The sequence below is a fragment of the Dyella japonica DSM 16301 genome, assembly GCF_001010355.1.
In the GTDB taxonomy this organism is placed as follows: domain Bacteria; phylum Pseudomonadota; class Gammaproteobacteria; order Xanthomonadales; family Rhodanobacteraceae; genus Dyella; species Dyella japonica.
The window spans coordinates 56,688-77,917 of the sequence record NZ_JPLA01000006.1 but is presented as its reverse complement, the minus strand read 5'-3'; the positions used below and the strand labels follow the sequence as shown (position 1 = coordinate 77,917).

The following is a 21,230-nucleotide window of genomic DNA, read 5'->3' as shown; positions in this document are numbered from 1 at the left end:
TTTGAAGGTTTGGCGTACTGCACTCACCGGCCTGCTGGCCTTGTTGGTCCTCGCTTTTGCGCTGCTGTGGTTCCTGCCGGCACGCTGGGCCATGCCCTGGCTCAATGCCCGCCTGAATGGCGTGCGCCTGCAGGAGGTCAGTGGCCTGCTATGGGACGGCAAGGCCGGCCAGGTGCTGTCGGCGCGGGGCGACAACCTGGGCACGCTGCAATGGCAGCTGTCGCGCCGGGCCCTGCTGGGCGACAACCGCCTGCATGTGGAACTGCAAGGTCCCCGCGTTGATGTCGTGGGCACCATGACCGGCAGTCGCGCGACGGACGCCACCTGGACGGACGTCCAAATGCGCATCGACCTGACCGTACTTGGCGGCAGTCCTTTGGTCCTGGGTGGCGTGCCCCGAGGCACGCTGCGGGCGACGGCGCGCAGCATCGAATTGCGCGGCGGCTGGCCGTGGTCGATGGATGCGCGAGTGGCATGGCAGGATGCCGCGTTGAGCATGCCGCGCCAGGGTGATCTTCGTCTGGGCGGCGTGCATGCCGAACTGCAAGCAACCAATGGCGTCATCGAGGGACCGGTGCAGGACGTCGGCCACGGTCCGCTGCGCGTCGACGGTCGCCTGCAGCTGAGCCCGCTGGCGCGCCGCTTTGACGCCGTGGCAGCACCGCGTGGGAGCAATCCCGCGCTACAACGATGGCTGGCCGGTTTTGGCGCGGTCGATGCCGAGGGCGTTACCCACATCCATTACAGTGGCGGTCTGGCCGCCGCCCTGCAGGGGGAACAACGATGAGCGAACTGGATCTGCCCAAGGCGCTGGCCGCCGCGCGCGAGGCCGCCGAGGCCGCCGCGCTGGTGCTGCGGCACTACTGGCGCAAGGGCGTGGCAGTGGAGCTCAAGAGCGACGACACGCCGGTCACCGTCGCCGACCGCGAAGCCGAACTGGCCATCCGCGAGATCCTGCACAATGCGCTGCCGCAGGCCTCCATCTACGGTGAGGAATTCGGCCGCGACGACAGCAACGCCGCGCTGATGTGGCTGGTCGATCCGCTGGATGGCACCAAGAGCTTCGTGCGCCGCACGCCGTTTTTCTCCACCCAGATCGCACTGATGCATCGCGGCGAACTGGTGCTTGGCGTGTCGAGCGCGCCCGTCTATGGCGAGGTCATGTGGGCCAGCGCAGGTGGCGGCACGTGGTTTGATGGCGAGCGCGTGCAGGTGGCCCAGACCCATGAGATGGCGAAGGCTTCGCTGTCCACAGGCAACATCAAGACGTTGACCAGGGATGCACGCTGGCAGGCGCTGGGCGCGATGATTGCCGACAGCAACCGCATCCGCGGCTATGGCGATTTCTGCCATTACCACCTGTTGGCGCGCGGTGGCTTGGATCTGGTGATCGAGTCGGACGTGAACATACTCGACGTGGCCGCACTCGCCGTCATCGTGCGCGAAGCGGGCGGTGTGTTTACCGATATCCATGGCCACGCGCTCTCGCTCGACACCACGAGCGTGCTGGCCGGCACGCCGGCGATCCACGCCCAGGCACTTACCCGTCTTGCACTCCCGCACTGAGGAACGCTCATGGAAGGTATCGCTCCCATCTATGCCTGGATTTTCGGCAACAGCCCGATGTTTATCGCGGCGGTCGTGGGCATGGGGCTGTCCGCCGTGCTGTGGCCAACTGCGCGCACGGCGGCGCTGCTGATCCTGCTGGCCTGTGCGCTGCAGCTGCTGATCACGCTGGCCAATGCCGCCGTATACGGCTGGTATCTGCCGCACGCGACGACGCAGGGCACGATGGCCGGCGTGCGCGGTGTCTTGATGATCTGGTCGGTAGCCGCCAGCCTGCTCCACGCCATCGCGTTCGGCTTGCTGATCTGGGCCGCTTTTGTCGGCCGCAGGCAGGCTCCGGCGGCCAGTCGCTGAGCCGCGCTACAATCGCCCGATGCACAAGCCACCGATCATCCATGCCACCCGGGACGTGCACGACAGCAGCTTTCTACGCGTCGAGCAGCTCGATCTCGAATTTTCCAACGGTGAACGCCGCACCTACGAACGCCTGAAGGGCAGCGGGTTGGGCGCCGTCATCATCGTGCCGATGATCGACGAGGAGACCGTGCTGCTGATCCGCGAGTACGGCGCGGGCGTGGGCCGCTACGAACTGGGCCTGCCCAAAGGGCGCCTGGATCGCGACGAAACGGTGGAGCAGGGCGCCGACCGCGAGCTCAAGGAAGAGATCGGCTATGGCGCGCACAAGCTCAAGATCCTGCACAACCTGTCGTTGTCGCCGTCGTACATGACGCATATGGCGCACGTGGTGCTGGCACAGGATCTCTACCCGGAGCGCCTGGAAGGCGACGAGCCCGAAGAACTCGAAGTAGTGCCGTGGAAGCTGGCCGACCTGCACACCCTGGTCGGGCGCGACGACGTGACCGAGGGCCGCTCCATCGCCGCACTTTTCATGGCCCGCGAATACCTCGCCGGCCGCTTTCAGCCGACATGAGCCAGCCCCCTTTCTCCCCATTGCTGCAACAGATTGCCGCGATCGCCCGCGACGCCGGCGAAGCCATCCTGGTGGTCTACGCGCAGGATTTCGAAGTCGAGCGCAAGCAGGACCACTCGCCGGTGACCGCGGCCGATCTGGCCGCGCAGCGCGTCATCACCGCCGGCCTGGCCGAACTTGAGCATGTGCTGCCGGTGATTTCCGAAGAGGCGCGTGCCGCGCCGTGGTCGCAACGGCGCGAATGGCCGCGCTACTGGCTGGTCGATCCGCTCGATGGCACGCGCGAATTCGTCAAGCGCAATGGCGAGTTCACGGTGAACATCGCGCTGATCGACAATCACGAGCCGGTGTTGGGTGTGGTGCTGGCGCCAGTGACGGGCGAGCTTTACGCCGCCGCCCGCGGCGAGGGTGCGTGGTTGCAGCGCCAGGTCGGCGCAGCCTGGCAGCGCATCGGTACGCGCGATTTGCCTGAAATGGCCACCGTGGCCGGCAGCCGCTCGCATGGCGGCTCGGCCGTGGCCTTGCTGCAGCAGCTGATCGGCGACGACTACACGTCCGTGCCGCTGGGTTCGTCGCTCAAGTTCTGCCTGGTGGCGCGTGGCGATGCGGACGTCTACCTGCGTCGCGGCGCCACCAGCGAGTGGGATACCGCCGCCGCGCAGAGCGTGCTGGAAGAAGCCGGCGGCGCCGTGCTCGACCTCAACGGCGAGCCGCTGCGTTACAACCGCGGCGATTCGCTGATCAACCCCGAATTCATCGCTGTCGGCGATGCCGCCATCGATTGGAAGGCACGCTTGCAGTCGGCGGATCTGGAAGCCCTATGAGCGAATCCAAACAGCACAGCATGGACGACCTGCTCGCCATCATGGCGCGCCTGCGCGATCCGCAGAACGGCTGTCCCTGGGACGTGCAGCAGGATTTCGCCACGATCGCGCCGTACACCATCGAAGAGGCCTACGAGGTCGCCGACGCCATCGACCGCAAGGATTGGCACGATCTGCGCGACGAACTGGGCGACTTGCTGCTGCAGGTGGTCTTTCACGCGCAGATGGCCCGGGAAAAAGGCCTGTTCGAATTTGCCGACGTGGCGCATGCGATCAGCGACAAGATGGTCCGCCGTCATCCGCACGTGTTCGGCGATGAGAGCTACGACGATCTCGACGCGCAGAAGCAGGGCTGGGAAGACATCAAGGCTGCCGAGCGCGCCGCCAAGGGCGAGCAGCATGACGACAGCGCGCTGGCCGGCGTGTCGCGCGGCCTGCCCGAGTGGAAGCGTGCACTGAAATTGCAGGAACGCGCCGCCAAGGTCGGCTTCGACTGGCCGGACGAGCAGCCCGTGCTGGACAAGCTGCTGGAAGAAGTGGACGAGGTACGCGCCGAATTTGCCAACGGCCGCGACCGTCAGCGCCTGCAGGATGAAATCGGCGACGTCCTGTTCGTGGTGGTGAACCTGGCGCGCCACGCTGACGTGGATTTCTCGCAGGCGTTGCGCCATGCCAATGCCAAGTTTGAACGTCGCTTCCGCGCGATGGAGCAGCTGGCGCACGAAGACGGCAAATCCCTGGCCGAGCACGACCTGGCCGCTCAGGAAGCGCTGTGGCAACGCGCCAAGCGGCTGCACGACACGCCCGCCTGAGGCCCCATAACGTTGCAAAAAAAAGAGGCACGGGCTCTGGGGTTCCCGTGCCTCAGGGCATGACGCTGCCTACCGGCAGTGCCGCTTTTCTTCTTATGGTTTACGACTTCGGCTGATTGCTGCGCTGTTCCCACTGGCTGCGCAGCTTGTCCATGTCGGCGCGCATCTTCGCGGCGTTGGCGAGATTCTCATCGAGACTCTTGCGCAGCGTGGCGATCGCCTGATCGGGATTGGCCGGCGCTGCCTGCAGGCGGGCCAGCTGGTGATACACGTAGGTGCGCACGCGCGGGTCCTGCGACTTGGACAGCACGTCGTTGTAGAGCGCCGGCAGCTCCTTGCTGCGGCCGCTCTCGCGGTAGAGGCGTTCCAGCGCGGCGAGATCGCCGATCACCGGCGACTCCGGACCGGCCATGTCCGGGCGGCCGAAGCCGGGATGGCCAAAGCCGCCATCGGGGCCGCCCATGGGGCCCGGCATGGCGTCATGCGCCATCGGCGCGGCCTTGGCGGAACCCTTGGCGGGCGGAGGCGTCGGAGCGTCCTGGGCCACGACCAGCGAGGCCGCGCCGGCGACCATCAGGGCGAGTGCGGAGGCGAGCAGTGTCTTGCGTTGCATGGCAGTGGGTCCCCACGTTGGTTCGTGAAGTCTCAAAAACGCTGATCGCCGGCGCGGGTTGACGGCCAGGGCTATAAACCTTTTGCCGCGGGGCGCCATCCAAGCCTTGTCCCGTCAACAAGGAGCACCTCATGCGCCGCACCATCCTCGCCGTCCTGCTGCTGGCACCGCTGGCTGCCTATGCCGACCAGTGCCAGTACTCGGCCCCGCGTAATCTCACACTCGACCTGGCCGGCGTGCGCGAAGTGCAAGTGGAACTGCGCAGTCACGACCTGCATCTGAGCGGTAGCGATGGCGCCAAGGGCGGTACGGTCACCGGCCGTGCCTGCGCTTCCGATCCGAAGCTGCTGGACGATCTCACCGTCACCCAGCACCGCGAAGGCGATCGCCTGATCGTGGAAGTGGGCGGCCATGAACACAGCCACATCTCGTTCGGCTACACCTATACCGATCTGAAACTGGACATGCAGGTGCCGTCGCAGATCCCGGTGGTGCTCAACGTGGGTTCGGGCGATGCATGGGTGAGCGGTCTGCAGCGCCTGAGCACCCAGGTCGGCTCCGGCGATGTGCACGTCAGCAAGATTTCCGGCCCGTTCTCGTTGAGCGTCGGTTCCGGCGACATCGACGTGAACGACGTGGGCAGCCTGGATGTGGGGACGGTCGGTTCTGGCGATCTGAAGATCAGCGGCGTGCGCGGCGATGCGCGCGTGGGCAGCATCGGTTCGGGCGACATCGGCATCCGCAGCGTGGGCGGCAACGTGCGCGTGGATACGCTCGGTTCGGGCGACCTGGTGGTGCACGACGTGCAGGGCGACTTCACGCTCGGCGCCAAGGGCAGCGGCGACGTGAGCCACTCCGGCATCAAGGGCAAGGTGAGCGTGCCGCGCGATCGCGGCGACGACTGATCCTGCCGACCGCGAACGACGCAGGCGCTGGCCGGGTCAACCCAGCCAGCGCCACACCAGATAGACCAGCGGCGCACACACCAGCAGGAACGGTATCGACACCATGTGCAGCAGCCGCATCCCGTGCGGCTGCTTCGCCAGGCGCAACGCGATCAGGTTCGCCAGCGAACCGATCGCCACGCCAAAGCCGCCGACATTGACCGCCACCGCCAGCGCCATCGGATCGAGTGCGTGTCGCAGCAGCAGCACCGTGGCCGGGACGTTGCTGATCACCTGCGAGGCCAGAATGCCGCTGACATAGAGCGTGAGCGGATTTTCCAGATTGATCTTTGCCAGCGCCTGCTGCACCGGCGCCAGTTCGGCGAAATGCCCCAGGCCCAGGAAGATCGCGGCAAACGTCACCAGCAGCAGCCAGTCGATGCGGCGCAGTGTGCCGAACTCCAGCAAGGCAAAAGGCACGATGAGCAGCAGCGCGCCGAGCACGGCATGGTCGTGTTCCATCATCGCGACCATGCTGATCAAGGCCAGCACCGACAGGATCGCCTGAGAGCTCGACACCGGATGACCGTCGATATCCTCCGCGTGCAGAATCACGCGCCCGCGTGGCATCCACACCAGCGTCAGCAACAGCACGAGCACGAACATCACGCCGAACGCCGGCAGCATCGCGCGCATGAACTCAAGCAAGGGCAGATGCGTGTACTGCCACAGCAAGAGATTTTGCGGATTGCCGATAGGACTGAGCGTGGAGCCCGCATTGACCGCAAGCGCTTCCAGCACCACCGTACGCATCACCGGCAGGTTCGAGATGCTGCCGATGGCCAGCGTCAACGGCACCAGCAGGAACAGGCTCACGTCGTTGGTGAGCACCATCGACAGCAAGGCCGTGGCGCTCACCAGCAACACGCCAAGTCCGCGCAGCGAATGCACGCGTTCGATCAAGGCCGCCGCCGCGTGTTGCACCAGTCCGCTGTCGCGGATGCCCTGGATGCAGATCATCAGGCCCAGCAGGCCTGCCAGCGTGGGCAGCTGCAGCCAGCGCTGATGCATGGCCCACGGACGTGGATCGACGATGGCGAGCACGATCGCCAGCAGCGCGAAGGCGATCAGCAGGCGTTCGTGCCCGAGACGTTTGATCCAGCTTGGCACTCAGCTTTCCCTTAGCAGACGCATCGGCGAGGTGCGGCTGACGCGCGCCGTTCCCGCCAGGCCCAGCAGCATCACCACGATCGCCGCCACCAGCGCCGCCAGCAGCAGCGAGCCCAAGGGTGGCACGAAGTGTTCGATGTGGAAGATCGTGTGCCCCAGCCATAGCCCGGTACCCGCCGCGCCGAACGCTGCGGTGAGCCCGGCCACCAGACCGAGCAGGGCGAACTCGCAGGCGGCCGCCATGCGCAGCTGCGTGCGTCGCGCGCCCAGCGTGCGCAGCAAGGCCGCTTCATGGCGACGCTCCTGCGCGCTCGATGCCAGCGCCGCGGCGAGTACCAGCGCACCGGCGAGCAGGCTGAAGCCCAGCACCCAGCGCACCGCACCGCTCACCTGGTTCACGATCTCGCGCACGCGATCGAGCATGGCGTCCACGTCGATCAGGCTGAGGTTGCTGTAATCGCGCGAGAGCTGGGCCAGCGATTCGGCATGGCCACGCGGCAGGTAGAAGCTGGCGATCCACGTGTGCGGCAAAGAGGCCGCATGCGCGGGATCGAACACCAGGAAGAAGTTCACCCGGAAGGACGTCCAGTCCACCTTGCGGATGCTGCCCACGCGCGCATCGATGCTGCCTTCGCCCACATTGAAACGCATCATGTCGCCCACTTTCAGGCCGTACATGTCGCGCCACATGGTGTCGATGGAGACTTCGGCCTGGGCGGGATGATCTCCATGCCACTGGCCGGCAATCACTTCGTTGCTTGGCGGCAGGTCGGCGGCCCAGGACAAGCGCAGCTGGCGGTCGGACCAGTCCTTGGCGCGTTCGTCCTTGAAGTGCAGCTGGTCGATCGGCTGGCCATTGATCGCAGTGAGCTTGCCCACCGCGAGCGGCAGCATGTTGAGCCGCTCGCCGCCGATGCGCGTGAGCGCCTGCTCGAAGCCCTCGCGCTGATCGTCCTGCAGGTTGAGCAGAAACCAGTTCGGCGTATCGGCCGGCAATTCGCGACGCCAGCCTTCGAGCAGGGCCGGCGCCACGATGGCCAGCAACAACAGCGCGACGAGTCCGAGGCTGAGCGCCGTTGCCTGCAACAGGCTCATGCCGCGACGGCGGGCCAGCGCGGCCAGCCCCAGGCGCAGCGCAGGATGCGCGCCGGGCGCCACGCGACGGGCGACCCACAACAGCAGGGCCGAGAGCAGGGCGGCGACCACCGCCACGCCCAGCAGGCTTACCGCGAGTATCCCGGCCAGCTTGGCCGAGCCGCTCTGGCTCCAGATCAGCAACAGCGCCACCAGCGCCGGCACCAGATACAACGCATCAAATCGCCGCACACGGCGCGCCGCGCTTTCGCGGAACACCGCGACCGGGGGCACCTCGGCGAGCCGCGCCAGCGGCGGCAGGGCAAAGCCCGCCAGTACCGCCAGGCCCATCACCGCCGCAGCCACCGAAGGCCCCAGCGGCAGCGTCGTCGGGATGGCGGCGAACAGCTGGCTGGCGAAACTCCAGGTGATCTGCGCCAGACCGAGCGCGAGCAGGCCGCCTACGATCACCGAGGGCACGGCGAGCAGACCGAGCGTGCCGATCAGCAGGCCCAGTACTTGTCGCCGTGGCGTGCCGAGCGCGCGCAGCAGGGCAACTTCGTTGGTCTTGCGGCGCGCATAGCGCTGGGCGGCGAGCGCGATGGCCACGCCAGCCAATAACGCGGACAGCAAGGCCGTGAGGCGCAGGAAGGCGCTGGCGCGGTCGAACGCGCTACGCATGCGCTCCTGCGTCTGCTCCGGCGTGATCAGCTCCGCGCCCTGCGGCAGCGTCTGTGACTGTACCCACGAACGCCAGTCCTGCACCGGCGAGGGCTGCCCCGCGACGAGCAGGCGATGGCGCGCGCGACTACCCGTCGCCAGCAGGCCCGCTTGTTCGGCATCACCGATGTTCATCAGGGCCCGCGGCGCCATTGCGACGAGCTCACCGCCATCGGGCAGGCGCACGAGTTCAGCGGCGATGCGCAGATCGCGGCCGCCCAACTGCACGTTGTTGCCCACCTTTAGACCGAGCGCAACCAGAGCGCGATGATCGAGATAGACCGTGCCCGCTGCTGGCCCATGACCGACCACAGTGCCGCCGGCACCTTGCGACAGTTCCATCGTGCCGCGCAGCGGATAGGCGTTGTCGGTGGCGAGCACGTCGAGCAACTGGCTTTGCTCATGCGCGAACGCGACGCTGGGAAAGCTGGCGCCGCGCGTGGCCTGCAGGCCGCGCTCGCGCGCCTGCTCGGCATAGTTGGCGGGCAGCGCCTGCGGCGCGCTGATGCCGACGTCGCCGCCGATCAGTTCCGCCGCACTGGCAAGCACGCCACGCTCCATGCGCGCGGCCAACGTGGCGACTACACCCAAGGCGACCACGGCCAGCACCAGCGACGCGCCCAGCGTGCGCAGCTCGGGCAGATGCCATTCGCGCCGCAGGCTGCGCAGGGAGAGCGTGAGCAGCCTCATGCGTGCCGCCCCGTCATGGCGCCACCGCCGCTGGGGCACGGGGCGCCACCAGCACGCGGCCGCTGTCCAGCGTCACCTGGCGCGAGCAGCGTGCGGCGAGCTTGGGATCGTGTGTCACCAGCACCAGGGTGGTCTGGTGATCGTGGTTGAGCGAGAACAGCAGATCGCAGACATGCTGCCCGGTGCGCTGGTCGAGGTTGCCGGTAGGTTCGTCGGCAAACAGCAGGCGCGGGCTATGCACGAAGGCGCGGGCGATGGCTACGCGCTGCTGTTCGCCGCCGGAGAGCTGCGCCGGATAGTGGCGCCGGCGTGCGCTCAGCTCGACCGCTTCCAGCGCTTCGCGGGCACGGGCGCGCGCGTCGTCGCGCCCTTCCAGCTCCAGTGGCAGCATCACGTTTTCTTCGGCGGTGAGCGCGGGCAACAGATGGAACGACTGGAACACGAAACCGACCAACCGGCGGCGGATATCCGCGCGCGCTTCTTCATCCATGCGCTCAAGTGCATGGCCATCGAGCGCGATATGACCACTTGATGCGGTATCCAGGCCAGCCAGCAGGCCGAGCAGGGTGGTCTTGCCCGAGCCCGAGGCGCCGACGATGGCGAAGCTCTCGCCTTCGCGTACCTGCAGCGAAACACCGGTGAGGATGTCGAGGCGGCCCTCGGGCCCTTGCACCGACTTGCTAACATCGATCGCGTCCAGCAGGACACCCTTGGAGTCCGTTGATGGACTCTTGGACAAAGCGGAGGCATTACCACTCATGCGTCGTTTCCTATGTAGCCTGGTCGTGCTGTGGGGTGCCGTCGTCGGCACCGCCCAGGCGGCCCCGCCGAAAACCGTACTCGTGCTGGGCGACTCGCTGTCCGCTGCACACAACATTCCGGTCGAGGCCGGCTGGGTCCATTTGCTCGGCGACCGTCTCACCAAGATGGAGCCGGGTTGGACAGTGGTCAATGCCAGCATCAGCGGCGAAACGTCATTGAGTGGTCGAAATCGTCTTGCCGCTTTGCTGGAGAAGGCCCGGCCCGCGGTGCTGGTGATCGAGCTGGGCGCCAATGACGGCCTGCGCGGCCTGCCGCTGGCCCAGCTCAAGGACAACCTCGCGGCCATGATCGATGCCGGCCAGCAGGCGCATGCGCGCGTGCTGCTGCTGGGCATCGAGCTGCCGGTCAACTACGGGCCGCAGTACCGCGACGGCTTGCGCGCCATCTACGCCGACCTGGCCAGGACCAAGAACACCGCCCTGGTGCCGTTCCTGCTCGACGGCGTGGCCCTCAGGCCCGAGCTGATGCAGGAAGACGGCCTGCATCCCGTGGCGGCCGGCGAGCCCATGGTGCTCGACAATGTGTGGAAGGGACTGGCGCCACTGTTGCGTTAGCGTGAGGATAATCACAACCGCGTGTGAACCGGGCCCCTGTTCTTTCACGTGACCCTCACGACGCCGGTCGTTAGCTGTTCACCTTTGTGAAATCAGCTTCAGGAGGTACGGATGAGCTCGCGCGACGAACAGGCAGGACTAATCCTTCTGGTTGAAGACAACCGCCAGATCGCTGAAATGGTCGGCGAATTTCTCGAACGGCGCGGCTATTCGGTGGACTATGCCGCCGATGGCGTCAGCGGTCTTCATCTGGCCGTCTCCAACAGCTATGACGTGGTCGTGCTCGACCTGATGTTGCCGGGCATGGATGGCCTGGACGTCTGCCGCAAGCTGCGCCGCGATGCGAAGAAATCGACGCCGGTGCTGATGCTGACCGCCCGCGACACACTGGAAGACAAGCTGGTGGGTCTTGAGGCGGGCGCCGATGATTACCTGGTGAAGCCCTTCGAGGTGCGCGAACTGGAAGCACGCCTGCGTGCGCTCATTCGCCGCGACCGTCGACAGGTCTCCACCGAAATCCTCACCGTGGGCGACATGACGCTCGATACCGCCACGCTGCGACTGGTGCGCGGCGGGCAGGAGCTCACCGTCTCGCCGATCGGCCTGAAGCTGCTGGCGATCCTGATGCGCGAATCGCCGCGCGTGGTCAGCCGGCGCGACATCGAACGCGAGATCTGGGGCGATACGCTGCCCGATTCGGACACTTTGCGTTCCCATCTCTACAACCTGCGACGCGTGATCGACAAACCCTTCGACCGCCCCCTGCTGCACACCATCCACTCCGCTGGATATCGCCTTGCCGATCTCGAGTCGGAGGTGGCATCTGCCTCGCAGCCGGCATGATCGCGCAAGCATGAGTTGATTATGGCCAGCAGGGGTAGTGCGCAGCCCGCGCGGGCGTTCCGGCGCGGGCTGTTTCATCGACGCATGGCGATCATATTTGGCTTGCAATTGCTGGCCATCGTGATCGTGTGCCTGATGGGCTTCTACAACGTCGCTCCAGTGGGCGCGGTGTTGGTGCTCATCGTGATCATCAGTGCGCTCTCCTGGTTTGCGGCGCGGCGCCAGTGGGCGCCGGTGAGTCGGCTTGCCCAGGCGGTCAGCGACTGGGACGAACAATCCACTGGCCTCGACGGCTGGCGCCCGGACCAGCTGCCGCGACGCACCGATGCCGACGTGGCCACGCTGGCCAGCAGCCTCTACGGATTCGCCAATCGCATTGCCGGCTACAACCAGCGCGAGCGCAATTTCACCCGCGATGCGAGCCATGAACTGCGCAGCCCGCTCACCGTGATCAAGATGTCCGCCGATATGCTTGCCGACGATGCGTCGCTGGGCGAATTCGGCCAACGCTCGGTCCAGCGCATCAAGCGTTCCACGCGCGAAATGGAAGCCCTGGTGGAAGCGCTGCTGATCCTTGCCCGCGAATCGGACAACGGACTGACCGAGGAAGACTTCGTCGTCAACGACGTGATCCGCCACGAGCTGCCCGATGTGATGGAGATGCTCGAAGGGCGCCCCATCAGCATCGAACTGGAAGAGCCGGCGCGCTTCGTATTGCACGGTTCGCCGCGCGTGTTTGCGGTGTTGTGCTGGCAACTCATCCGCAACGCCTGCCAGCAGGCGGAAGGCGGCACGGTGGTGATCGCCGTGCTGCCGGGCGTGGTGACGGTGTCGCATCGCGGCGAACCGTTGCCCACGCACGGCGCGAACCGGCACGGTTTCGAACTGGCCATCGCGCAGCGCATCAGCGAGCGCTTCCATTGGCCGCTGGAACTGCAAACGCGCGAAGGACGTCGTCACATCGCGCGCATCCGGTTCCCCGAATCGCAACCCTCCATAGGCGGCTAAGCCGCTATGGCGCGCTTATCAGGTTGGAGACTACGTTCCAGCCCGTGGGGTAGGCCCAATAGAAGCCGCCGTTCGAAGCCGGGTAGCTTCCCATCCGGCTGATATCGAAGTTGCCGCCGCCGTTGTTCATCCACAGATAGAGATTATTGGATGAATCGGTCCACACGATGCTGGCGAGCCCCGAAGTGAACTTGTCGATATCCACGATCCGGTAGCCTGGGCTGATGGACTGGATGCTGTAGCCAGTGCGGGTCGCGCCGCTCATCGTCCAGTAGGCGAACTGATGTGTACTGTCATTGGTCCAGATCAGGTCGGCCAGTCCATCGCCGTTGATGTCAGCGGCGCCCACGAGCTTCCAGCCTGCCGGATAGTCCATGCCGCGGACACTGGTAAAGGAGCCCGAGCCGTTATTCAACCAGAAGTACAAATCGCCTGCGCTGCTGGTCCAGACCAGGTCGGTACTGCCATCTCCGTTGAAGTCACCGGTAGCCGCCACGTAGTAGCCCGGTGTCACGTTCATCGTTCTCAGACCTACCTGCTGGGTGCCGTTCATTAGCCAGTAGCCGAACTGATGGGTGGCATTGTTGACCCACAGGAGGTCAGCCATGCCATCGCCATTGATGTCCGCGGTGCCAATGAGTGTCCAGCCAGCGGGATAATTGGGTCCCCTGACGGAGGTGAACTGGTTCGACCCGTTGTTCATCCAGAAATAAAGGTCGTTGGCGGCACTGGTCCAGACCAGATCGGTGGCGCCATTCCCGTCCAGGTCACCCACGGCAGCAATGTGATAGCCGGCGGCTACGGAGATGACCTTTCCGCCTTCAGGCCAGCCATCCTGCACCAACATCGACGCGTATTGTCCGGTGGTGGGACTTTGCAGGAGGAGGTCGGCGGAGTTGTCGCCGTCGAGGTCGATCTCGGGGCCGCCGGGTCCATTGAATGCGGCAACAATGGGCATCGTTTGGTTGAGCGCCAGTGTTTGATTCGCCTGCGTTGCATTGCCGCAGGAGTTGCCATTGCAAATATTGATGGACGGATTGGCGAAATAAGGCACCGACTGCTGATTGTCCGTGCCGTAGGCCATGATCGTGAAGAAGCTTCCGCTGGCCAACGTCTGGCGCCAGCCGTAGGCATAGGGGAAGGCCCCGGCCCCCGTGCTGTCATCGATGTCATGAGCCAGGCCCATGTTGTGGCCCATTTCATGCGCCAGGGTAACGTCCAGGCAGTAGTAGTTCCCGTCGTTACCATCACCTATGGTCGAGTAAGCGTAAGGGGCATCGGCAGTACTGAATACCTGGCCACCCGAGCCATTGAGATAGCCTAGACCGCAGCCTCCGCCCTGGCCTGTGGACGAGAACGGGCGTACAAGGCTGACCAGATCGGCACCCAGAGTGCGCCGCCGAGCGCGCAGACTGGCCAGCGGGCCGCTGGCCGATCCGTTCACCAGGTCGGCAAGGACGGTCTGGTCGTCTCCGTTGTCGGGATAGGTCACCTGCATGGTCCCCACCAGTCTGACGCGACCACTGACCTGGCTGTCGCTGTAGGCCTGGTTGGCAACGGCGACAAGGTAATTGAGGCGCGTGACCACGGCCGATTCGGAGCCCAGCTGGGTGACCATGCCCGGCGTATAGCCCAGCAGCACATCGATGGTTGGCCCCGTGCCAGCCCCCGCGCTGGCCATCGCGACCGACGCTTGCATGGCGGCTTGGGTTCTTGCGTTATCTGCCGCCGTCGGCTGCACCTTGGGCGGCAGAACGTAGTCGATCGCGGGCGCCGTGCCCGGCGACTGCAGCGCTCGGGCGGCAACAACGGACTCGTCCTTGCGGCTCAGGTAGGTTTTGCCGCCTTGCGTAATCAGCCGCAGCGGCTTGCCGTCGGGAGTAAGGAGTGAGCCGAACACCGCGTCAGGGCCAAAGGTGATGACCACGCTGCGCTCGCCGCCCGTGGTCGACACCTTGCCGATCCACGTTTGGTTGCCGGCGCGCTTCGGATCCAGTCGCACCGTCCTGGCGAACATTCGTTCACCGTCAGGCGTGGTGATCCACATGCCACCCTCGGCCAGCGCGGTCGGCCCGATGTCCGTCCGGATGTCCGTCGGGAAAAGCCGCTCCGTTCCCTGCAGAAAACTCTTGTCCTTCGTGATCTGCCTGACTAGTTCGGGTGTCGCGGACATACAAGTGCCGCTGCCGGCCAGAGCCAGCAGTGCAAAGAACAACTTGCGCATGAACAATCCCCCTTGGACGCGTCATAGTCGATTGGCCCGCAGAACGCGGGCCCTATGACCGGGGAGATGGTGGCGAGAAACCTGTCAGCCGTCCAGTGCAGGTGCCACGGCAAAGGCACAGCCCGTACGGGACTTCACTTCGTCCAGCGTCACGCCGTCGTGCAGCTCGATCAGGGTGATGCCCTTGCCCTTCTCCACCGAGAACACGCACAGGTCGGTGATGATCAGGTCCACGCATTCCTTGCCGGTGATGGGCAGGTCGCACTGGTTCTTGATCTTGGGCGTGCCGTCTTTCGCCGTGTGTTCCATCAGCACCACCACGCGCTTCACGCCGCTGACCAGGTCCATCGCGCCGCCCGGGCCCTTGACCATCTTGCCGGGCACCATCCAGTTGGCGATGTCGCCAGTGCACGACACTTCGAGGCCGCCGAGGATCGACAGGTCCACATGGCCGCCGCGGATCATCGCGAACGACTCGGCGCTGGAGAAGAAGCTCGAGCCGGGCAGGGCGGTGATGGTCTGCTTGCCGGCGTTGATCAGATCCGGATCGACGTGCGCATCGTCCGGGAACGGGCCGATGCCGAGCAGGCCGTTTTCCGACTGCAGGGTGACGTCCATGCCCGGCGGAATGTAATTGGCCACCAGGGTCGGGATGCCGATGCCCAGGTTCACGTAGAAGCCGTCCTGCAATTCCTTCGCGGCGCGCTGCGCCATGGCGGTGCGGATCGGGCTTTCCTTGCCGGTGTTGGCGCCGGCGATGGTGCGGAATTCGATGCGCTTCTCGTACGACGGACCCTGGATGATGCGGTCGACGTAGATGCCCGGCACGTGCACGTTGTTCGGATCGAGCGTACCCACCTCCACGAGCTCTTCCACCTCGGCCACGCAGAGCTTGCCGCAGGTGGCGATCATCGGATTGAAGTTGCGCGCGGTCTCGCGGAACACCAGGTTGCCCAGGCGATCGCCCTTCCACGCCTTCACGATCGACACGTCGGCGTGGATGGCTTCCTCCAGCACGTATTCCTTGCCGTCGAACACCTTGGTTTCCTTGCCCTCGGCCAGCTTGGTGCCGAACGCGGTGCGCGTGTAGAAGCCCGGAATGCCCGCGCCGCCGGCGCGCAGCTTCTCGGCCAGGGTGCCCTGCGGCACCAGGTGCAGTTCCAGTTCGCCGGCCAGCACCTGGCGCTCGAATTCCTTGTTCTCGCCCACGTAGGAGGCATACACGCGCTTGACCTGGCGGGTCTTGAGCAGCGGACCCATGCCGAAGTCATCCACGCCGGCATTGTTGCCCACGATGGTGAGCCCCTTGGTGCCGGCGGCCAGCAGCGCGCCGATCAGGTTCTCGGGAATGCCGCACAAGCCGAAGCCGCCGGCGGCGATCGTCATGTCGTCGAACAGCAGGCCGTCGAGGGCTTGCGCTGCGCTTGCATAAACCTTGTCCATTGCGATGCCTTCTTGCAGGGAGAGCCAGCTGCCAAGGATACGACGGATTGGTGACCGGGCATGCTGGACGAAGGTCGCTGATCGCTGCGAATGGCTCAACTGCGCCATCGACGGCGCTTTTTTCGGCACTCGCGATTTTGGCGTTTCCCCCAATCTTCAAGGCTTCAACCATCCGGATGAGCATGGTGAGGTGGCTGGCTATACTCCCCGCCAACGAGGTGGGGAGTGTCGTCCGTGAAGTTCAGCCGTCTTATCGTCGCCATTGCGGCGCTGGGCATCGTGTCCACCAGCCAGGCGGCCTCGCCGGTGCTGGTGATCCATGGCGGCGCCGGGGTGATCAAACGCGAGATGAGCCCGGCCAGGGAGAAGGCCATACGCGCGGCGCTGACGCAGGCGCTGCAAAGCGGCTACACCCAGTTGAAAGCGGGCAAGACGGCGGTGGATGCCGTGTCGGCGGCCATCACGGTGCTGGAGGACGACCCCAACTTCAACGCGGGCAAGGGTTCGGTCTTCACGCATGACGGCAAGAACGAAATGGATGCCGCCATCATGAACGGCTTCACGCTCGAGGCCGGTTCCATCGCAGGCGTGCATCGGGTGAAGAACCCCATCCTGCTGGCGCGCGCGGTGATGGAGAAATCCCAGCACGTGATGATGGTGGGCGATGGCGCCGAGGAATTCGCCAAGCAGGTCGGCATCACCTTGGTTGATCCGTCCTACTTCCGCACCGAGGAGCGCTGGCAGCAGCTACAGAAAGCGCTCAAGGAAGACGCCAACGACGAGAAGCACTCAGACGTAGAGACGGCCAAACACTTCGGCACGGTCGGTGCGGTGGCGCTGGACGCGCAAGGCCATCTGGCCGCCGGTACATCCACGGGCGGCATGACGGACAAGCGCTGGGGCCGCGTCGGCGACTCGCCGATCATCGGCGCCGGCACCTATGCCAACTCCGGCTGCGCGGTGTCCGGCACCGGCTGGGGCGAGTACTACATCCGCACCGTGGCCGCGCACGAGATCTGCATGCGGGTGACGCAGATGCGTGTGCCGCTGCGTCGCGCGGCGGCCGAGGTGATCAATCAGGAAATCCCGTCGATGGGCGGCAATGGCGGCGCCATTGCGCTGGATGCGAACGGCACGGTCAGCATGCCTTTCAATACCGATGGCATGTACCGCGGCTGGATCGGCGCCGACGGCGTGCCGCATGTGGCGATCTATGGCGATGAGGATGACGGCACGGCCGATCCGTTGCCAGCCGACAAGAAGGAGTGATGGAGCAGGAGTGAGAAATGAGAAGTGAGAAGTGAGAGAAAGCGACATGCCGCTTTCTCTCACTTCTCACTTCTCATTTCTCACTCCTGCTCTATTCACTCTTCGTTATCCGGCCGCTCACGCACCGGGTGCTTGCTCAGCTTGCGCTGCAGTGTGCGGCGGTGCATGCCCAGGCGGCGGGCCGTTTCGGAGATATTGCCGTCGCACTCGGTGAGCACGCGCTGGATGTGTTCCCACTCCAGGCGGCGCAGGGCCAGGGGTGCTTCCGGCGCGTCGATCACGTCGTCTTCGCTGGCGGTGGTATCGCCGTCGAGCAGGGCGCGCACCACGGCGTCGGCATCCACCGGCTTGGCCAGGTAGTCGTGCGCGCCGCGCTTGATCGCTTCCACCGCGGTGGCGATGGAGGCATAGCCGGTCAGCAGCAGTACGCGGATTTCCGGCACCAGGGCCTGCAGTTCGGGAATCAGGCGCAGGCCATTTTCTTCGCCCAGTTTCAGGTCCAGCACGCAGTAGCGGGGCTGGTGGCGGCGGGTGAGCGCGCGGGCCTCGTCGGCGTTGCTGGCGGTGATCACTTCAAAGCCGCGCGAACTGAGCGCGCGTGCCAGGACGCGGGCAAACGTGGCGTCGTCGTCGACAATCAGTAGTTGCTGGTCACTCATCTTGCTCTCCTCGGCGCAGTGCCGATGCGTGCATTTTCGCCGCTGCGACAAGGCATTCACATGTGGCCATCTGCCACTGTGGCTATCCGCCGCACTCGATTATGACGCGGCGATCACCGCCAGCGGCAGGCGCAGGCGCATCTGGGCGCCGTGCCCGGTATTGAGCGCGATCAGCTCACCGGCCAGGCGTTCGGCGGTAGCCTCGGCCAGGGCGAGGCCGATGCCCAGCCCGCTCTGTTTGTGCGAGCGGCCCAGTTCGGACAATTCGCCGGTGGGGTCGGCAAAGCCCGGGCCGTGGTCGGCCACGATCAGTTCCAGCCAGCCGTCATCGCGCCGCACGGTGAGCGCGACCGCCTGGGATTGGTTGATGGCCGATGCGTCCGCCGCGTTGTTCAGCAGGTTGAGCAGGGCGTGGCGCAGGCCCGGCGGCGTACGCAGCACGGTGCGTGCGGCCTCCTGGTCCAGCGCCAGGGCCAGGTCGGCCTCCGGGCGCAGCAGCTGGAAGCGTTCGAGGCAGCCGTGGATGAACTTGTCGACCGTAAGCTGCTCGGGCTCCTGCGACAGCTGCGCCTTGCCGAACGCCACCATCTCGCGAAGGATGGTGCGGCAGCGATCCACCTGGCCTTCCAGCAGTTCGAGATCTTCGGCCAGTGCAGTGTCGCCCGAGTGCTCGCGGCGAAGTTCCGGCAACAGGGTGCGCATGGTCGACAGCGGCGTATTGAGTTCGTGCGCGGCGCCGGCGGCCTGCGTGGCAATGGCGAGGATGCCTTCGTCGCGCAGCGCGCGTTCGCGCACCTTCTGCATCTCCAGTTGCTGCAGTCGTGCGGCGCGGGCCAGCCGATTGATGAAGAAGCCCAGCAGCACGGCCATGATCACGAAGTTCACGCCCATGCCCAGCACATGCAGTGAAAAACCGCTGGTGGAATGCATCGGCACAGGCAGCGGCACGTACCAGGACAGCAGCACCGCATACGCCGCGCCGACCAGCGCCGCCACCACCAGCACTGCGTTGACGGTCAGCGCCGCCGCGCTCAGCGCGATCGGGATCAGCAGCAGGGTGATGAACGGGTTGCTGGCACCGCCGGTGAAATGCAGCAGATAACCGAGCACCAGCGTGTCCACGCCCACGTGCAGGATGGTTTCCCATTGCCGGATGGGCCAGGGCTGGGTGAGGCGCCAGGCGGCGAACACGGCGAACACGGCGAGCAAGCCGATGCCTACCATCAGCGGCAGCAGCGGGATATCCATGTGCATCCACAGCGCGCACACGAGTACGGCGGTGCTCTGGCCGGCGATGGCGCAGATGCGCAGCCAGGCGAGGCTGCGGAACAGGGTGCGGGGGCCGATGCGTTGCTGGGTGGAGGCGCGTTTCATGCCGGCGATGTTAGCCGGTTTGGGCCATAGGCCTGGCGTAGACGCGGGCCGCTGCGTCACTTTGCGCCTGGCGGCCGCCCATAAAAACTCGCCCCGGCGAGCGGGGCGAGTGGCGTTGGATCAGACTTCTTCGCTGTGCACGGCCGGCAGCGGCGTATGCACTTCGGAGTGGCTGCGCGAAAGCTTGTTCATCAGCGGCAGCATGACCACGGCGATCACCGTACAGGCAATGCCGACGAAGCCCAGCTTGTTGAACAGGCTGACGTAGATGTTCAGCGACTCGACCGGGCTGCTGATGTTCTCGGGCATGGCGGCGATATTGGCCACCACGCTGCCCAGGTACTGCGAAATACCCACGGCCACGTAGTAGGCGCCCATCATGAAGCCGCCCATGCGCGCCGGCACGTAGCGGGCGATCATGGCCAGGCCCAGGCCGCTGACCAGCAGCTCGCCCAGCGAGTAGAAGCCGTAGCCCCAGACCATCGTCCACGACGACACCTGGCCGTCGACGGCGCTCATGGCGCCGAGGCCGTACATGAAGAAGCCGATCGCCACCGCGGCAAAGCCGAGCGCGAACTTGAACGCCACCGACGGATCCTTGCCCACGCGGCCGAGGCCGTTGTAGATCGCCACCAGCACCGGGCTGAGCAGCACGATCCAGATCGCGTTGAGGTTCTGGTACTGCTCGGGAATCCAGTTGAAGACGTGGACGCCGAACACGTCGAAGGAGAGGTTGACGTTCTTCTGAGCGAACAGGTTCAGCGAGGTCGCCATCTGCGCGTAGAAGATGAAGAAGAAAATCGTCTGCACGGTGAGCACCAGGGCGGCGATCAGGCCCGCGCGCTCACCCTTGCCGGCGTTGCGGATCAGGTGCACGAAGATCCCCAGGATCACGATGCCGGCGAGGTATACGCAGATTTTGGCGGCGAGCAGGCTCTGCAGGATGAAAGCCGCCACCACCACCAGCACCAGCGAGGCGGCGACCAGGGCCAGCACACGCTTCATCTGCACCGGCTGCTCATCCGGCGGCGAGCCGATGTGGGCCAGCGTGCGATGCATCAGCGAGTAATTGATCAGGCCAAGCACCAGGCCCACGGCGCAGGCGCCGAACGCGGTATGCCAGCCCATGGCGTCGCCGTAGTGCGCGCCCACGTAGTCGCGGATCCAGGGCGTGGCCGTCATCGAGACCATCGAGCCGACGTTGACCGCCATGTAGTAGATGGTGAACGCGCTGTCGATGCGCACATCGTCGCCCTCGTAGATCTTGCGCACGAGGTTGCCGGCATTGGGCTTGAAGAAGCCGTTGCCGACGATGATCACGCCCAGCGACACATAGGTGAGCGTCGGATCATTGGAGGGAATCCACAGCATCGCGTAGCCCAGTGCGAGCACGACCGCGCCGGTGACCATGGTGCGACGGGTGCCGATGAGCTTGTCGCCGACCCAGCCGCCGATGGCGGGCGTGGCGTAGATCAGGGCAGCGGCCGCACCCCATACGAGGTTGGCCTTGGTATCGATGAAGCCGAGCTTCTTCATCATGTAGGTGACCATCAACACCTGCATGCCGTAGAAGCCGAAGCGCTCCCACATCTCGATCAGGAACACGGTGCTGAACGAGCGGGTCTGCGAGACCGGTGGATTCTGGATTGCCATTCAATAGTCCGTACTGCGTTTCTAACAACGGCCGCGGGGCGGCCGGCTCGCGTAACCCCTGACTTGGGTCACAAAGTGGGCAAGGGTAACCCAACAT

Annotated in this window: 20 protein-coding genes; 11 read left to right on the top strand and 9 right to left on the bottom strand. The window is 65.5% G+C overall.

Annotation, left to right across the window (positions count from 1 at the left end; translation table 11 throughout):
- The first annotated feature begins 1 nt into the window (after position 1).
- From gspN to mazG, 6 genes are read left to right on the top strand one after another with little or no spacing between them, the layout of a single operon-like run.
- The gene (gspN, locus tag Y882_RS02920) at positions 2–787 is read left to right on the top strand and encodes a type II secretion system protein N (protein WP_046970376.1); all 786 of its coding nucleotides are present in this window, start codon (positions 2–4) and stop codon (positions 785–787) included.
- Positions 784–1,566 carry an inositol monophosphatase family protein gene (locus Y882_RS02915; protein WP_046970375.1) on the top strand — a complete coding sequence of 261 codons (783 nt, stop codon included), beginning with the start codon at positions 784–786 and terminating at the stop codon, positions 1,564–1,566. Before gspN ends, Y882_RS02915 begins: the two co-directional genes overlap by 4 nt.
- 9 nt (positions 1,567–1,575) lie before the next feature.
- Entirely contained in the window at positions 1,576–1,920 is a 345-nt protein-coding gene (locus Y882_RS02910; RefSeq protein WP_046970374.1) for a hypothetical protein, read from the top strand.
- A 19-nt stretch (positions 1,921–1,939) separates the two neighbouring features.
- The gene (nudE, locus tag Y882_RS02905; RefSeq protein ID WP_046970373.1) at positions 1,940–2,497 is read left to right on the top strand and encodes an ADP compounds hydrolase NudE; all 558 of its coding nucleotides are present in this window, start codon (positions 1,940–1,942) and stop codon (positions 2,495–2,497) included.
- The gene (cysQ, locus tag Y882_RS02900; RefSeq protein WP_046970372.1) at positions 2,494–3,321 is read left to right on the top strand and encodes a 3'(2'),5'-bisphosphate nucleotidase CysQ; all 828 of its coding nucleotides are present in this window, start codon (positions 2,494–2,496) and stop codon (positions 3,319–3,321) included. The genes nudE and cysQ overlap by 4 nt, the downstream gene beginning before the upstream one ends.
- The gene (mazG, locus tag Y882_RS02895) at positions 3,318–4,133 is read left to right on the top strand and encodes a nucleoside triphosphate pyrophosphohydrolase (protein WP_046970371.1); all 816 of its coding nucleotides are present in this window, start codon (positions 3,318–3,320) and stop codon (positions 4,131–4,133) included. The genes cysQ and mazG overlap by 4 nt, the downstream gene beginning before the upstream one ends.
- 100 nt (positions 4,134–4,233) lie before the next feature.
- On the opposite strand, the gene Y882_RS02890 is transcribed toward mazG, so the two are convergent.
- Positions 4,234–4,746, bottom strand: coding sequence for a hypothetical protein (locus Y882_RS02890; protein WP_046970370.1), 513 nt, complete (start codon positions 4,744–4,746; stop codon positions 4,234–4,236).
- Between the two features lie 131 nt (positions 4,747–4,877).
- Between Y882_RS02890 and Y882_RS02885 the strand changes: the two genes are divergently transcribed.
- The gene (locus Y882_RS02885; protein WP_046970369.1) at positions 4,878–5,651 is read left to right on the top strand and encodes a DUF4097 family beta strand repeat-containing protein; all 774 of its coding nucleotides are present in this window, start codon (positions 4,878–4,880) and stop codon (positions 5,649–5,651) included.
- A 36-nt stretch (positions 5,652–5,687) separates the two neighbouring features.
- Here the strand turns inward: Y882_RS02885 and Y882_RS02880 are convergent, their stop codons facing one another.
- Genes Y882_RS02880 through Y882_RS02870 form a run of 3 tightly spaced genes read right to left on the bottom strand, consistent with a single transcriptional unit; the run spans position 5,688 to position 10,044 of the window.
- On the bottom strand, positions 5,688–6,800 hold the full coding sequence (locus tag Y882_RS02880; protein ID WP_046970368.1) for an SLC13 family permease: 1,113 nt from the start codon (positions 6,798–6,800) through the stop codon (positions 5,688–5,690).
- Positions 6,801–9,284, bottom strand: coding sequence for an ABC transporter permease (locus Y882_RS02875; protein WP_046970367.1), 2,484 nt, complete (start codon positions 9,282–9,284; stop codon positions 6,801–6,803).
- Between the two features lie 13 nt (positions 9,285–9,297).
- The gene (locus Y882_RS02870) at positions 9,298–10,044 is read right to left on the bottom strand and encodes an ABC transporter ATP-binding protein (protein ID WP_244466184.1); all 747 of its coding nucleotides are present in this window, start codon (positions 10,042–10,044) and stop codon (positions 9,298–9,300) included.
- Here Y882_RS02870 and Y882_RS02865 point away from each other — a divergent pair.
- The 3 genes from Y882_RS02865 (at position 10,043) to Y882_RS02855 (ending at position 12,511) form a co-directional block, all read left to right on the top strand.
- Positions 10,043–10,660, top strand: coding sequence for an arylesterase (locus Y882_RS02865; protein ID WP_046970366.1), 618 nt, complete (start codon positions 10,043–10,045; stop codon positions 10,658–10,660). The genes Y882_RS02870 and Y882_RS02865 overlap by 2 nt on opposite strands.
- 111 nt (positions 10,661–10,771) lie before the next feature.
- Positions 10,772–11,503: a response regulator transcription factor gene (locus tag Y882_RS02860; RefSeq protein WP_046970365.1), complete on the top strand. Its 732-nt coding sequence runs from the start codon at positions 10,772–10,774 to the stop codon at positions 11,501–11,503.
- 84 nt (positions 11,504–11,587) lie between these two features.
- Positions 11,588–12,511 (top strand): sensor histidine kinase, encoded by a 924-nt coding sequence (locus Y882_RS02855; RefSeq protein WP_244466182.1) that lies wholly within the window; start codon positions 11,588–11,590, stop codon positions 12,509–12,511.
- Positions 12,512–12,515: 4 nt separating this feature from the next.
- Here the strand turns inward: Y882_RS02855 and Y882_RS20260 are convergent, their stop codons facing one another.
- Both Y882_RS20260 and Y882_RS20850 read right to left on the bottom strand, forming a co-directional pair.
- Complete coding sequence (locus Y882_RS20260; RefSeq protein ID WP_162207384.1) at positions 12,516–14,735, bottom strand: reprolysin-like metallopeptidase; 2,220 nt, start codon at positions 14,733–14,735, stop codon at positions 12,516–12,518.
- Between the two features lie 84 nt (positions 14,736–14,819).
- On the bottom strand, positions 14,820–16,178 hold the full coding sequence (locus tag Y882_RS20850; protein WP_046970363.1) for a 3-oxoacid CoA-transferase: 1,359 nt from the start codon (positions 16,176–16,178) through the stop codon (positions 14,820–14,822).
- 234 nt (positions 16,179–16,412) lie between these two features.
- Here Y882_RS20850 and Y882_RS02840 point away from each other — a divergent pair, with 234 nt between their 5' ends.
- Positions 16,413–17,447, top strand: coding sequence for an isoaspartyl peptidase/L-asparaginase family protein (locus tag Y882_RS02840; protein ID WP_244466180.1), 1,035 nt, complete (start codon positions 16,413–16,415; stop codon positions 17,445–17,447).
- 95 nt (positions 17,448–17,542) lie between these two features.
- Here the strand turns inward: Y882_RS02840 and Y882_RS02835 are convergent, their stop codons facing one another.
- The 3 genes from Y882_RS02835 to Y882_RS02825 all read right to left on the bottom strand — a co-directional run bounded on the left by Y882_RS02835 (position 17,543) and on the right by Y882_RS02825 (position 21,133).
- Positions 17,543–18,106 carry a response regulator transcription factor gene (locus Y882_RS02835; RefSeq protein WP_046970362.1) on the bottom strand — a complete coding sequence of 188 codons (564 nt, stop codon included), beginning with the start codon at positions 18,104–18,106 and terminating at the stop codon, positions 17,543–17,545.
- A gap of 99 nt (positions 18,107–18,205) precedes the next feature.
- Entirely contained in the window at positions 18,206–19,480 is a 1,275-nt protein-coding gene (locus Y882_RS02830) for an ATP-binding protein (RefSeq protein ID WP_046970361.1), read from the bottom strand.
- A 120-nt stretch (positions 19,481–19,600) separates the two neighbouring features.
- The gene (locus Y882_RS02825; protein WP_046970360.1) at positions 19,601–21,133 is read right to left on the bottom strand and encodes a peptide MFS transporter; all 1,533 of its coding nucleotides are present in this window, start codon (positions 21,131–21,133) and stop codon (positions 19,601–19,603) included.
- Between the last annotated feature and the right edge of the window lie 97 nt (positions 21,134–21,230).